Annotated in this window: 10 protein-coding genes; 2 read left to right on the forward strand and 8 right to left on the reverse strand. The window is 66.7% G+C overall.

The features are described from left to right. Positions 1-244: 244 nt before the first annotated feature. Positions 245-538: a hypothetical protein gene (locus tag RUGAMON1_RS19695; protein WP_445232121.1), complete on the forward strand. Its 294-nt coding sequence runs from the start codon at positions 245-247 to the stop codon at positions 536-538. Between the two features lie 13 nt (positions 539-551). Here the strand turns inward: RUGAMON1_RS19695 and RUGAMON1_RS19700 are convergent, their stop codons facing one another. The 8 genes from RUGAMON1_RS19700 to RUGAMON1_RS19735 all read right to left on the reverse strand — a co-directional run bounded on the left by RUGAMON1_RS19700 (position 552) and on the right by RUGAMON1_RS19735 (position 11,785). Continuing rightward, on the reverse strand, positions 552-1,847 hold the full coding sequence (locus RUGAMON1_RS19700; RefSeq protein WP_445232122.1) for an ATP-binding protein: 1,296 nt from the start codon (positions 1,845-1,847) through the stop codon (positions 552-554). Further along, a complete protein-coding gene (locus RUGAMON1_RS19705; RefSeq protein ID WP_445232123.1) occupies positions 1,837-2,445 on the reverse strand; it encodes a chemotaxis protein CheB in 609 nt (202 codons plus the stop codon). Before RUGAMON1_RS19705 ends, RUGAMON1_RS19700 begins: the two co-directional genes overlap by 11 nt. Next, positions 2,438-3,265 (reverse strand): CheR family methyltransferase, encoded by an 828-nt coding sequence (locus tag RUGAMON1_RS19710; protein WP_445232124.1) that lies wholly within the window; start codon positions 3,263-3,265, stop codon positions 2,438-2,440. The genes RUGAMON1_RS19705 and RUGAMON1_RS19710 overlap by 8 nt, the downstream gene beginning before the upstream one ends. 10 nt (positions 3,266-3,275) lie before the next feature. Further along, the gene (locus tag RUGAMON1_RS19715; RefSeq protein ID WP_445232125.1) at positions 3,276-6,983 is read right to left on the reverse strand and encodes a response regulator; all 3,708 of its coding nucleotides are present in this window, start codon (positions 6,981-6,983) and stop codon (positions 3,276-3,278) included. 203 nt (positions 6,984-7,186) lie between these two features. Then, positions 7,187-8,200, reverse strand: a complete 1,014-nt coding sequence (locus RUGAMON1_RS19720) for a ribonuclease T2 family protein (RefSeq protein ID WP_445232126.1) — start codon at positions 8,198-8,200, stop codon at positions 7,187-7,189. A 36-nt stretch (positions 8,201-8,236) separates the two neighbouring features. Continuing rightward, entirely contained in the window at positions 8,237-8,848 is a 612-nt protein-coding gene (locus tag RUGAMON1_RS19725) for a response regulator (protein WP_445232127.1), read from the reverse strand. Beyond that, positions 8,845-9,957, reverse strand: coding sequence for a sensor histidine kinase (locus tag RUGAMON1_RS19730; RefSeq protein WP_445232128.1), 1,113 nt, complete (start codon positions 9,955-9,957; stop codon positions 8,845-8,847). Before RUGAMON1_RS19730 ends, RUGAMON1_RS19725 begins: the two co-directional genes overlap by 4 nt. 16 nt (positions 9,958-9,973) lie before the next feature. After that, entirely contained in the window at positions 9,974-11,785 is a 1,812-nt protein-coding gene (locus RUGAMON1_RS19735) for a CIA30 family protein (protein WP_445232129.1), read from the reverse strand. Between the two features lie 177 nt (positions 11,786-11,962). Between RUGAMON1_RS19735 and torT the strand changes: the two genes are divergently transcribed. Then, positions 11,963-13,123 carry a TMAO reductase system periplasmic protein TorT gene (torT, locus tag RUGAMON1_RS19740; RefSeq protein WP_445232130.1) on the forward strand — a complete coding sequence of 387 codons (1,161 nt, stop codon included), beginning with the start codon at positions 11,963-11,965 and terminating at the stop codon, positions 13,121-13,123. Position 13,124 lies beyond the last annotated feature (1 nt).

Genomic DNA, 13,124 nt, shown 5'->3' on the forward strand with positions numbered 1-13,124 from the left:
AATCGCCGTCCCGCATGCTACACCATAGTCGCGCGCCGCCAAAGTCCCACGGCAAGATGTCCACTAAGGCAATCTTAAGAAATCTTCATTATTATTCTCCCCAGTCAACCAGCTTTCTCCAGCCATTGACACTAAGCCCCGACAGGTTTGCCGCCTGCTCGGGGCTTTTCCATGTCTGGACGGGGAGGATTGCTTTTGCCCGGGCCTTGTTGCATGATTCAGCTTCCTTAATCAAGGCCTCACTATGATCAACTACATAATTCACGTGTCCTTTGCCGATGCCGCGCCCGATACCATCCTGCGCTTCAGCATCGAATTGTCGAAATACGGCATCGCCGCCGGCGTCAAGGCCGACGACGGCCGCGCCTACCACCTGCCGCCCGGCACCTACACCTACGTCGGCAAGGAAACCATCAACGACGTGCGCGACGGCGTCCACCGCCTGGCGGAAACCATCCAGACCGGCGCCTCGGTGCTGGTGATTGAAGCGACGACGCTGTCCTGGAGCGGCCTGAAGGAAGTGCCGGTCGCCGCCTGAGCGCCGCCGACGGCTAGGGCGTGACGGCGGGCACGGTCAGGGTGAAGGTGACGCCCTTGCCGCAAGCGCTATCGAGCTTGATGTCGCCCTTGAGCACGCCATGGGCCAGATTGTGGACGATGAACATGCCGAGTCCGGAACCGCCCTGCCCCAGCTTGGTGGTGTAGAAAGGCTCGAACACCTTGCGGTGCAACTCGGGCGCGATGCCGGCGCCGTCATCCTGGTAAATGATCTCGATTTGCCCCTGCGACTGCCGGGCGTCGATCACGATGCCGCCGCCGTCGGCGCCGAAGCCGTGACGGATCGAGTTCATGATCAGATTGCTGAAAATCTGTTCCAGATCGCCGGGATAGGCGTCCATCTCGATGCCGGCCGGTATCCGCAGATCCACGCGGGCCTGGGCATGCCGCAACGCCGTGCCCAGCGTGTGCAGGATATCGCCCACCGTGTCGCGCAAGTCGAACACGCGGCGGCGCTGGCTGGTCTGGTCTACCGCCACCTTCTTGAAACTATCGATCAACTCCCCGGCCCGCTGGCCGCTGCGCACCAGGATCACGCTGGCGTTCAGGCACTCTTCCACCGAGGTGAACAGCAGGCTCCTGGTCAGCGTGCCCTCGGCCGCCGACTTCGACAAGTCGCTCAGGCGCTCGCCCAGCGCCGACGCCATCATGACGATATTGCCGATCGGCGTGTTGAGCTCATGCGCCACGCCGGCCACGATGCCGCCCAGCGACGCCAGCTTTTCCGATTCGACGATCTGGTCCATTGCGCGCCTCAGCTCCTGGGTCCGTTGTTCGACCCGCCCCTCGAGGTCCTCGTTGAGCTGGCGCAGGCGCAATTCGCTCTCCTTCAGCTCGGCCGTGCGCGCGCGCACCATGCCCTCCAGGTTGACCTTGCGGTATTCGATCTCCATGCGCTGGGCGTACAGCTCGCAGAACACCCTGACCTTGCTGCGCAACACCAGCGGTTCAATCGGCTTGATCAGGTAGTCGACCGCGCCCGATTCGTAGCCCTTGAACAAATGGTGCTTCTCGTTCATGCCGGCGGTGACGAAAATGATCGGCAAGTGGCAGGTCTTGGGATTGGTGCGCAGCAGCGTGGCCGTTTCCAGGCCATTCATGTCGGGCATCTGGACATCGAGCAGGATCAGGGCGAAATCGCATTTCAGGCTTTGGCGCAGCGCCTCATTGCCGGAGTTGGCGGCCACCAGTTCCAGGTCGAGCTCCATGTCCGACAGCAGCGCGGCGAGCGCCGTCAGGTTCTCGGGACGGTCGTCGACCATCAGCACCGGAATCTTGTTAGCGTCCACTGTGTTTTCCTTTTCGCGCATGAGCGCCGGCCAGGGACTGCAACAGCGCCCCCAGGCCGGCCAGGGGCACCACATAGTCCGCCTGCACGGCGGCCAGCGCCGCCAGCGGCATGCTCGGGCTGGCGGCGTCGGCCGGATCCTGGACCACGGCCAGCCCGCCCTTGTCCTTGATCGCGCGTAAGCCCTGGCTGCCGTCGGCGTTCGCTCCAGTCAATATTACCCCGATCAGGGCCGGGCCGAAAGCGCGGGCCGCCGACTCGAACAACACATCGATCGACGGCCGGGCGTAACTGACGGCCGGGTCCGTGCTCAGCGCCAGCGTGCCGTCGCGCTCCACCATCAGGTGGTAATTGGCCGGCGCCAGGTACACCGTGGCGGCCTCGATGCGCTCGCGCTCCTCGGCCTCCTTGACGCGCAGCGCGCAGCCCTGGCCCAGCACCGCCGCCAGCGAACCGTCCGAGTCGGCCGAAATATGCTGCACGATCAGCAAGGGCCACGGCAAATCGGCCGGCAGTGTTCCCAGCAGCAGCTTGAGCGCGCTGACCCCGCCGGCCGACACGCCCAGCACGATGGCCCGGTATGGCGCGCGCCTAGGCATAGGGTTTCCGGTAGATGCTCAGGTGGGGGGCGAAGCGCTCGTACTGCTGGCCCTGCGGGCGGACGTCGAGCCGCTCCTTCATGCCCAGGCACAGGAAGCCACCGGGCTGCAGGCAATGCTCGAACAGGCGCAGGCAGCGGTCCTTGAGCTCCCCCTTGAAATAAATCATGACGTTGCGGCACAACACCAGGTTCATTTCGCCGACGTCGCTGTCGGTCACCAGGTTGTGCTGGGCGAACACCAGATGGTCGCGCAGGCTGGACGCCAGGATGGCATTGTCGTAGCAGGCCGTGTAGTAGTCCGCGAACGACGCCGTGCCGCCGCTCTGCTGGTAATTGCGGGTGAACGCCTGCATGGCCCGCAGCGGATAGATGCCGTCGCGCGCGCGCTTGAGCACGGCTTCGTTGAGGTCGGTCGCGTAAATCCGGTAGCGCCCGGCCAGGCCGGATTCCTGCAACAGGATCGCCATCGAATAGGCTTCCTCGCCGCTGGCGCAGCCGGCGTGCCAGATCTTGACGAAGGGATAGGTCTGCAGAAAGGGGATCACCTTTTGCCGCAGCGCCAGGAAGAACGGCGGGTCGCGGAACATTTCCGTCACATTCACCGTGATCCCTTGCAGCAGCGTCTCGAAGCAGGCGGGATCGCGCAGCAGCTTGGCCTGGGCCTGGGAAAACGTGGCGTGGCCGGAGCCGGCCAGCCACAGCCGCAGGCGGCGCTTGAGCGAGGCCTCCGAGTAGCCGCCGAAGTCGTGGCCATACACCTGGCGCACGCCCTGCAGCAGCAAGCCGATTTCCACATCCTCGATGGCGTCCTGGTCCATGGCGGCGCCCCTAGCGGCTGGTCCAGACCCGCAGCAGCGACATCAGCTTGTCGGTGTCGATCGGCTTGGCCAGGTAATCGCTGGCGCCGGCCTCCAGGCATTTCTGCTGGTCGCCCAGCATCACCTTGGCCGTCATCGCGATGATGGGCAAGGCGCCGAAACGGCGGTCGGCGCGGATCCGGCGCATCGCCTGGTAGCCGTCCATCTCCGGCATCATGATGTCCATCAGCACCACGCTGATGGCGGGATGCTCGTCGAGCCGCCGCAGCGCCTCGAGGCCGTTTTCGGCCTCCAGCACCAGCATGCCCTTCTCGGTCAGCAGGCTGGTGAGCGAGAAGATGTTGCGCATGTCGTCGTCGACGATCAGCACGGTCTTACCGTCCAGCATGGCCTCCTTGTCGATCGCGGCCCGTATCATGCGTTGCCGGGACGGTTCCATCTTGCTTTCGACCATGTGCAGGAACAGCGTCACCTCGTTCAGCAGGCGCTCCGGACTCTTGGCGCCCTTGATGATGATGCGCTCGGCGTAGCGCTGCAACTGGCGTTCCTGCTCGCGCGTCAGGTCGCGGCCGGAGTGGATGATGACCGGGATCCGGCGCGCCTGCTCCATGCCCTGGATGTGTTCGAGCAGCTCGAATCCCGACATGTCGGCCAGCCCGAGGTCGAGCACCATGCAATCGTAGCGACCGGCCGCCAGCAGCGCCATCGCCTCGCGGCCGCTGGCGGCGACGGTCAGCGCCACCTCGCGCTCGCCCAGCAGCGCCCTCAGGCTGGCCGCCTCGGCCGGGTTGTCCTCGACGATCAGCAACTGCTTGAGCGAATGGTCGAGCGCGCTTTCGACCGTGCCCAGCACCTCGTCCAGCTGCGCCGCGCTGACCGGCTTGGTGACCAGGCCGATCGCCCCCATCTCCATGGCGCGCTGGCGCTCCTCCAGGCAGGTGATGAAGTGGACCGGGATGTGGCGCGTCTCGGCGCTGTCCTTCAGGCTGCGCATCACGCCCCAGCCGTCCACCCCCGGCAGCATCACGTCCAGCAGGATGGCGCTGGGCAGGTAGTGCCGGGCCAGCACAATGCCGCCGGCGCCATCGACCGCGACCAGGGCGGCGTAGCCGCGCTGGCGCACGAAGTCCATCAGGATGCCGGCGAAGTTGCGGTCGTCCTCGACGATCAGGATGCAGCGCGCCTCCGGCTCCAGCGTGGCGCGGTCGTCGGCCAGCGCCTGCGGCGGCAGCGGCAGCGGCGCGGCAACGGCCACCGCCGGCATGGACGATGCTGGTGGTGGCGGTGGCGGCAGCGCGGCCGGCGGGTCCACGGCGGTGGCGCCGGTCGCGGCGGCGGGCGCCGCCAGCGGCAGGCACAAACTGAAGGTGCTGCCCTGCCCCTCGACGCTGCTCAGGCTCAGGCTGCCGCCCATCTTGCGCGCCAGCTGCAGCGAAATCGACAGCCCCAGCCCGGTGCCGCCGTACTGGCGGCTGATGCCGCCGTCCGCCTGCTTGAACGCTTCGAAGATCAATTCCTGCTTGCTGGCCGGCACCCCGATGCCGGTGTCGACCACGGCCCAGCACAGCGCCGGCTGCCCCAGCGGGTTGGCGGCCGCGTCGGCCAGCGAGAGCCGCAAGCCGACCTCGCCGCTGGGGGTGAACTTGATGGCGTTGGCGATCAGGTTCTTCAGGATCTGCCCGGTGCGCTGCACATCGAGCGGCACCTGCGGCGGCACGTCCGGCGCGATGTCGGTATGGAAGCGCAGCCCCTTCTGCTCGGCCTGCAAATGGAACAGTTCCCGCATCTCTCCACACAGCTGGGCCGGCTCCACCAGCTCGTAGCTGAATTCCACCTGGCCCGCCTCGACCTTGGACAGGTCGAGGATATCGTTGATCAGGTTGAGCAAGTCCCGGCCGGCGCCATTGATCGTGCTGGCGTAATCGACCTGTTTCGGCGTGAGCGTCGCGCTCTTGTTTTCCTTGAGCAGGCCCGACAGGATCAGCATGCTGTTCAGCGGCGTGCGCAGCTCATGCGACATATTGGCCATGAACTCGCTCTTGTAGGCGCTGACCTTTTGCAGCTCCTCGGCCTTGCGCCACATGTCGCGGCTGGCCTGCTCCAGCTCGGCGTGCTTGAGGCGCAGCTGTTCGCGCTGGGCTTCCAGCAAGTCGGCCCGTTCGGCCAGCTCCTCATTGGTCTGCTGCAGCTCTTCCTGCTGCACCCGCAACTCCTCGGCCTGCTGCTCGGTCTCGACCAGCAAGCCCTTGGTGCGCTGGCGCGACTGATTGACCTCGAAGCCGACCGCCAAGGCCTCGCGCACCGATTCCAGCAAGTCCAGCTCGGCCGTGCGGAAGGCGCGGAAACCCGCCAGTTCGATGGCGCCCACCAGATTGTCGCCGTGCACCAACGGCACCAGCATCAGGTGGCCGGGGTCGGCGTGGCCCAGCGCCGAGCCCACCGGCAGATAGCCGGCCGGGACATTGTCCACCAGCAGGATGCGGCGCTCCCGCACGGCCTGGCCCAGCAAGCCGTCGCCGCTGGCGATGCGCGCGCCCATGTCGACCCCGCCCGGCAGCGCGTAGGCCGCCGCCAGGCAGAGCTGCTGGCTCTGCTCGTCATGCAGGAAGAAGGCGCCGACGCCGGCGCCGCTGCGCGTGGCCAGGTAGCACAGGACTTTATCGGCCAGCAAGGCGGTCTCCTGCTCGCCCCGCATCAGCGCATTGAGCTCGTTCTGTCCGCTCTTCAGCCAGTCGCGCGCCTGCTCCGCGTCGCGGCTGGCGCGCAGCGAAAGGCTCATCTTGCGCATCGCGTGATCGAGCGCCAGCTGGGCTTCCCCAATGCTGAACACGGACTTGAGCAACTGCCCCACCTCGTCGCCGGAAATGGCGCCGGGATCGATGTCGGGCAGCCGGGCCAGGGCGATCTCCCGCTCCAGATTACCGTCGGCGATGGCCTCGACCGCCTGCACCTTCTCGGCGCTGCCGGCGTTCAGCGCGCTGGCCGCGTCGAGCGCGGTCGCCAGCGGCCGCGCGATGCTGCGCTGATAAAACAGCCGGATGAACAGCGCCAGCAGCAACAGCATCAGCGCCAACCCGGCCAGCACCTGATAGACGATGGACTGGCCGCTGGCCAGTTGCCGGCTCGAATCGACCTCCAGCACGCCGCGCACATCACCCAGCTTCCAGTTGGTGCGCGGGCTGCCGGGCAGGCTGTTGTGGCAACTGACGCAGGCCTGGGCCACCATCCGGTCCGCCATCGCCACCCGCACCATGGTCTTGCCGCCGACGGTCTCGACCCGGGTGTAGGTCTTTTCGGGATTGCCCTGCAAAAAGGTCCAGGCATCCTGGCCGAACTGGTCGATGACACGCTCGCGCCGGTTGGGGAAGGGATACGGGCTGTACAGACGCAGTGCGGTACCCGACTCCTTGAGCAGAGCGCTCAGGTCCAGGATCATGGTGGCCGGCAGGGGCACGGTGTCGGGCCGCCCCAGATGGTCGAACGAGACCCGCAGCTGGCCGTTCGCCATCACCTTGGACACCACGTTGTCGGTGTAATACTTGCGCAGCAACTGGAACTGCCGCACGGTCTCCTGGCCGGCCTCGATGGCCTCCTGTTCCGCGTTGCGCTGGATGACCAGCGGCAGCAGGATCGCCGCGGCCAGCCCGCTGAGCAGCAACAGGGCGCCGATGGGAACGAACAGTTTCCAGAACATGGAGCGCGACATCAGGGATCTCACGTCGCTATCCTCCCGCCCGGCAGCAGACAAGGCAGCGCCACCATGGCGCCGCCAATAGCGCCAGCAGGAAGAATTTTTGCCTCAGCAAGCGCCGGTTCAGCAAGCCACTCATGTCCCCGCCCCGTCACGGTTATGTCCGATTAATTATAGGGGTATTGACATAGGCCAACGAAAAAATTTACGGCAAGTGTGGCGGGACGTTGCTAATTCCTGCCGGCCGCCTCGACGTAGACCTCGTCGCCGCAGCCGATCTCGCGCGGCGCGGCGGTGGCGCCGTTGCCGACCAGTTGCGGCAGCTCGCCGCCGGTGCTGAAGTCCAGCGGCAGCGCCACCCGGATCTCCTGCAGGTATTTGTGCTGGGTGCACACCAGCGTGATGCTGGCCGCCACCTGGGCGCCGTAGCGCGCCTTGACACGGTCGAAGAACTCGCCGACGCGGAAGCTCTTGCCGGCGTTGTCCAGGACGATCTTGCCCACTTCCGAATCGTTCACCACCTTCACCGCCGACACCGCCTTGATGAAATACTCGTCCGGCGGCAGCGCCTGGCACTTGCCGTGCTTGTTCCATTCATAGGCGCCGAAGGTGCGCTCGAAGTAGAAATTGGGCATCCACGGCGCGACCTTGTCTATGGTTTCCTTGGTCAGCGCGAACGGCGCGCCGTCGCAGCTGCCGTAACGGGTGCCGCATTCCTTCTTGTTCGGCCACAGGCCATGCAGGCTCAACGTCTTCGCTTGCAGCGCGCCGCTGTTCATGGCGTCGCACTCCGGCTTCTTGCCGTTGTAGGGCACGTGTTCGCAGAAACCGGGCTGCCAAGTGATCGCCAGCACATAGCTGTCCTGCTTGTTGGCGATGCTGCACGTCTCGCCGCCGGCGTTGCCGCCCGCATTGCCACCGGATTGCGCCTTATCGGCACGCTCGGCCCGCTCCGCCTGCTCGGCCAGCGCCGGCGTGCCGCAACTGCGCTGCACCCAGCGCAGCGACGGTTCGGCGCCGGGCACCTCGACCCGCAGCCAGTCGTATTCGACCTTGTTAATCTCGCGCACCGTGTAGGCGCTGCCGGCGGCGACTTTGACCTCGCCCGGATTGGTGCGCTTGGCGAAGGACGCAAACGCCTCGCAGGACTGGGTGGCGGTGAATTTGCCGCTGGCCGATTCGCTGGCGCCGGCGTCGAGCGCGGTGACTGCCAGCAGCAACAACGCTGCGAGGTGACGATGCATGGGAACTCCGAAGGTGGGAAAAGTCGCGCTATTCTATTACAGCCAGCCGGCGTCGCGGGCCAGGCGGAACGCTTCGACCCGGTTGCCGGCGTCAAGCTTGCTGATCGCGTCCGACAGGTAATTGCGCACCGTGCCTTCGGACAGATGGATCTGGCGCGCGATGTCGCCGCTGCTGCGGCCCTCGCCCGCCAGCCGCAGCACCTGCCGTTCGCGCTCGTTGAGCGGGTCTTCCCGGCCGCTCCAGCTCTCCAGCGCCAGCTCGGGCGCGATGGCGCGGCCGCCCGCATGCACGGTGCGGATCGCCGCCGCCAGCGTCTCGGCCGGCGCATCCTTGAGCAGGTAGCCGCGCACGCCGGCGCCCAGCGCCCGGCGCAGATAGCCGCTGCGGGCGAAGGTGGTGACGATCATCACCCGCGTCGGCAGGTTGTGGCCGGCCAGCGCGGCGGCCAGCTCCAGCCCGGTCATCAGCGGCATCTCGATATCGGTCAGCACGATGTCCGGCCGCAGCGCCAGGCACAGCGCCAGCGCCTCCTGCCCGTTGGCGGCCTTGCCCACCACATCGAGGTCGCCCTCGAGTTTCAACAGCGCCGCCAGCGCGCCCAGCACCAGCGCCTGGTCTTCGGCGATCACCACTTTAATCATCGTCATGCGCCCGCTCCCATCGGCAAACTCAATTCCAGCGCCAGGCCGCGGTCGGCGCGCAGCGCCAGCCGTCCGCCCAGCGCCGCCACGCGCTCCTTCATGCCGCTCAGGCCCGAGCCGTGCACGATGGCGCCGCCTTCCAGCGCGCGGCCGTTGTCGCGCACCCGCAGCACCACCATGCCCGACTCCAGCGCCATCCGCACCTCGCAATGGGAGGCGCCGGCGTGGCGCAGGATGTTGGTCACCGCCTCGCGCAGCGCCAGCGACAGCACATTCTCCAGCGCGGCCGGCAGCACGAACGGCTGCACCTGCTCGGTGAAACCGACATTGGCCGCCGCCAGGCTGGCGCGCGCCGTCGCCAGTTCGTGCGCGAAGCCGGTCTGGCGGATGCCTGTCACCGCCGAGCGCACCTCGCTCAGGGCCTGGCGCGCGGTCTGCTCGATATCGCGGATCTCATTGCGGCAGGCTTGCGGGTCGCGTTCCAGCAGCTTGCCCGCCAGTTCCGCCTTCAGCGTGATCATCGACAGCGTATGGCCCAGCAGGTCGTGCAGGTCGCGCGAGATGCGTTCGCGTTCGGCGATGCGGGCCATGTGCGCCACCTCCTCCTGCTTGCGCAGCAGCTGGTCGCGCGAGCGCCGCGTGTTCTCCTCCATGATGCTGGCGAATCCGACCGGCGCGCCGACCACCAGCACCGGCACCAGGAAATTGATCTTCAAACTGACGTAAGGCGTCATCAGGCAAGCGCACAGCAGCACCAGTGCTATGCCGATGTAGGCGTGGCCGCGGCGCTCGAAGCGCGAGCACATGGCGCTGGCGAAGATGAAAAACGTGCTGGCGCCGGAATTGTGCGGCGCCCACAGCACGCCCAACAACACCACGAACAGCAGCAGCGGCACCACCTGCAGATTGCGGCGCCAGAAGCTGGCGAAATACACGGGGAAGAACACCAGCACCGTCAGCACCAGCCACACCAGCTCCGCCGGGCTGGGACCGACGTAGGCATACTTCCACACGATGAACAGCAGCGACCACGCCCACAGATACGGTCCCTTGCCCATGGCCGGCGGCACCCACGGCCGGCCCAGCGTGTTCTTCAAACTGTGTAGTATCCCCACGTCCGTCCTTCGCTTGTTACTCGTTCACCAGGCGCACATCGGCGATCTGGAACTGGTACTCGCCCAACTTCGGCCCGGCGTTGAACGCTATCATGGTCACCGCGCCAAAGTCTATGCCCTTGAAGCCGTCGAACGGCAGCGCCACCTCTTTCCATTCGCCCGAGGTCTCGAAGGCCTGGTTGACCGGAATCTGTATGCCGCTCGACAGGACGCCGACATTGTAGCGCTGGCCGTCGCCCTTGACGCGGAAGCGCAGCACCTTGGCGCCGCGCAGGTCGGCCGGCTGCATCATCTGCGTGCCGGGCATGAAGGCCAGTCCGGCCCACGGGTAGGCAAAGCCGGGCTGCACTTTCGCGTTCACCGCCAGCGGACGCTGGCCGTCCGCGCCGGCGTCCTGCACCTTCAGCTCGACGCTGGATTTGCCACCGGCGAATTGGTCGGTGGACGGCACCCAGCCGATGCCGATCGGGCTGGCCAGTTTCTCGGCCGAGAACTGGCTGATGCGGCCACCGGCCGGCAGCGCCAGCGGCGGCTGGGTGCGCGGCGCCAGCTCCTGCGCCACCTTCTCCAGCTGGGCCTTGCGCAGCGGGCTGACGGCGTCGCCGTCCTTCCACACTTCGACGATGTGGTGCAGCGCGCCGATGTCGCTGCCGGCGTCGCCCTGCACCAGCAGCAGGTTGGCCTTGTAGCCCTTGGCGATGCGGCCGCGGTCGGTCAGCTTGAAGGCGCGCGCCGGCGCCGAGGTGGCGGCGGCCAGCGCCTGCTGCGGCGTCAGGCCGGCCTGCACCAGCGAGCGCAGTTCGTGCAGCACGCTGATGCCGTACTGGGTGCCGGAGTTGCCGGCGTCGGTGCCGGCCAGCAGCGGCGCGCCCGCCTTGTTCAGCGCCGCCACCACCTGGTTCGGCGCCGCCATCAGCACGGCATTGATCTGCTGGCCGTAGGTCACTTTCAGCGGCGCGACCTGCTCCTTGGTGAGCAAGGCGGCCAGGCCGGCGTCGCCCATCACGTCGTCCTCGCGCATGCCGGCGATGCTCTCCAACACGCTCATGGTCGGGATGACGAAGGCGCGCTTCTGCTGCACCAGCTTGACGAAGCCGGCCAGCTCCGCGTCGCCCAGGCGTTCGCCGTTGAACAGGTGGGCCAGGCCGTCGGCGCCCGCTTCCAGCGCGGCGCGGGCGTCGGCCAGGTTGCTGACGTGGACCACCGCCAGCTTGCCGCGCGCGTGCGCCGCATCGATCACCGCCTTCACGGTCGGCAGGTCCAGCGTCTTCATGGAGTGGCCGGGACGGCCAGGCTCCATCACGATCTTGATGAAATACGAGCCCTCGGCGATGCGGGCGTCGACGAAGGCCTGGGCATCCTCGGGCCGGGTCAGCGTCGGTATCGCCATGCCGTATTCGGTGCCATGGCCGCCCGGAGCGGTGACCAGGGTTCCGGCCGAGTACATGTCGGCCTGGCCGCGGTTGTCGTTGCTGCGCATTTTGGCGCTCATGTCCTGCATCGTGGCGACGCCGGTGAACATGTCGATCTGCGTGGTCACGCCGAACATCAGCGGCAGCTCGAAGAAGCGGTAGGAATGGACGTGGGCGTCGATCAGGCCGGGCAGCAGCGTGCGGCCGGCGCCGTCGACGATGCGGGCGCCGGCCGGCGCGCCGCCGCGAAAGTCGGCATCGACGATCTTGTCGTCCTTGACCAGCACCGAGCGCTTGGCGTGCATCTGCTCACCGTCGAACACGCGGGCGTCGCGTATCAGCCAGGTATCGGCCAGCGCCGGGATGGACAGGCCGAGGCCACAGGCAAACAGCATCTTCGAAAGTACAGGGTTCATTGAGGTCTCCGGGTTGGTATGACGACAGTGTGCCGCGATGCCGGCTGGCCGGCCAGAAGCAAATGACACAACTTTGAGATGACAATTGTCATATCCCCCGCCGCCCTGCCGATGCGGTTAGAATTGTACTAAACAAGCCACCGAGTCACATTCGCCGATACGGAAGAAAAACACCGCATGCTCAGTTTCTTCAATCCTCGCTTACGAACATTGGCCTGCCTGGGTGCGCTGGGGGTGTGCATGGCGCCGGCCGTCGTTGGCGCGCCGGCGGCGCCGGCGGCCAAATTCGCGCCGGTGCCGGTGGTGTCGATTTTCCGCCCGCTGCAAGCCAACGGCACGGCCGACGACGCGCTGGCCAGCGGCCGCGTGGTGCCCGGCAGTTATGCGATGACTTCCAAGGCCAGCAAGCAATGGCGCATCGCCTTCCTGTTCCCGCACCTGAAAGACCCGTATTGGGCCGGGTGCAGCTATGGCGTCATCAGCGAAGCGCACCGGCTGGGCGTCGCCGTCGACATCCTGCCCGCCACCGGCTACGACGACCTGAAAGGCCAGTTGCAGCAGATGGACGCCGCCATCGCGGCCAAGTACGACGCCATCGTCATCTCCCCGATCGGCATGACGGCCAATAACAACTCGATCGCCAAGGCGCGCGCCGCCGGCATACCGGTGTTCGAACTGGCCAACGACAGCCGCAGCGACGACCTGGCGATCAAGGTCACCACCTCGCTGCGCGCCATGGGCATGGAAGCGACCCGCTGGATGGTGCGCGACGCCCAGCAGCGCGGCCTGAAGTCGGTCAACATCGGCCTGCTGCCCGGGCCGATGGGCGCGGGCTGGGTCAAGGGAGAGGTCGACGGCACGCGCATCGCCGCGGCGGAAGCCAAGATAGCGGTCAACATCATCGACATCCGCTACGGCGACAGCGACCGCAAGGTGCAGACGCAGCTGGCCACGCAGATGCTGGCCAAGCACGGCGCCAAGCTCGATTACCTGCTCGGCTGCACCGGCTGCGCGCCGGCCGCGGTGCAACCGGTCAAGGCGGCCGGCTTGAACGGCAAGCTGCGCGTGGTGGCCTACGACCTGACCGACGAAATCGCCCGCCTGATCCGCAGCGGCGACATCTACGCCGCCGCCGACACCAAGGGCGTGAGCCAGGCGCGGGTGGCGATCAACGCCGCCGTCAATCTGCTGGAGGGACGCAGCAAGAATCTGCCGCACACCATCCTGATCAACCTCGGACTGGTCGACCAGCAGAACTACGCCAGCTATCCCTTCGATACCTCGATCGCGCCGGAAGGCTACAAGGTCGTATTGTCCTACGATCCGGCCAAGAACTGAC

It is taken from the genome of Duganella rhizosphaerae, assembly GCF_040364205.1.
Taxonomy (GTDB): Bacteria; Pseudomonadota; Gammaproteobacteria; order Burkholderiales; family Burkholderiaceae_D; genus Rugamonas; species Rugamonas rhizosphaerae.

Bases quoted from the DNA above. Each gene is read 5' to 3' on its own strand.
- RUGAMON1_RS19735 (WP_445232129.1), bottom strand. From the start codon at position 11,785: ATGAACCCTGTACTTTCGAAGATGCTGTTTGCCTGTGGCCTCGGCCTG.
- RUGAMON1_RS19710 (WP_445232124.1), bottom strand. From the start codon at position 3,265: ATGGACCAGGACGCCATCGAGGATGTGGAAATCGGCTTGCTGCTGCAG.
- RUGAMON1_RS19725 (WP_445232127.1), bottom strand. From the start codon at position 8,848: ATGACGATGATTAAAGTGGTGATCGCCGAAGACCAGGCGCTGGTGCTG.
- RUGAMON1_RS19705 (WP_445232123.1), bottom strand. From the start codon at position 2,445: ATGCCTAGGCGCGCGCCATACCGGGCCATCGTGCTGGGCGTGTCGGCC.
- RUGAMON1_RS19695 (WP_445232121.1), top strand. From the start codon at position 245: ATGATCAACTACATAATTCACGTGTCCTTTGCCGATGCCGCGCCCGAT.
- torT (WP_445232130.1), top strand. From the start codon at position 11,963: ATGCTCAGTTTCTTCAATCCTCGCTTACGAACATTGGCCTGCCTGGGT.
- RUGAMON1_RS19720 (WP_445232126.1), bottom strand. From the start codon at position 8,200: ATGCATCGTCACCTCGCAGCGTTGTTGCTGCTGGCAGTCACCGCGCTC.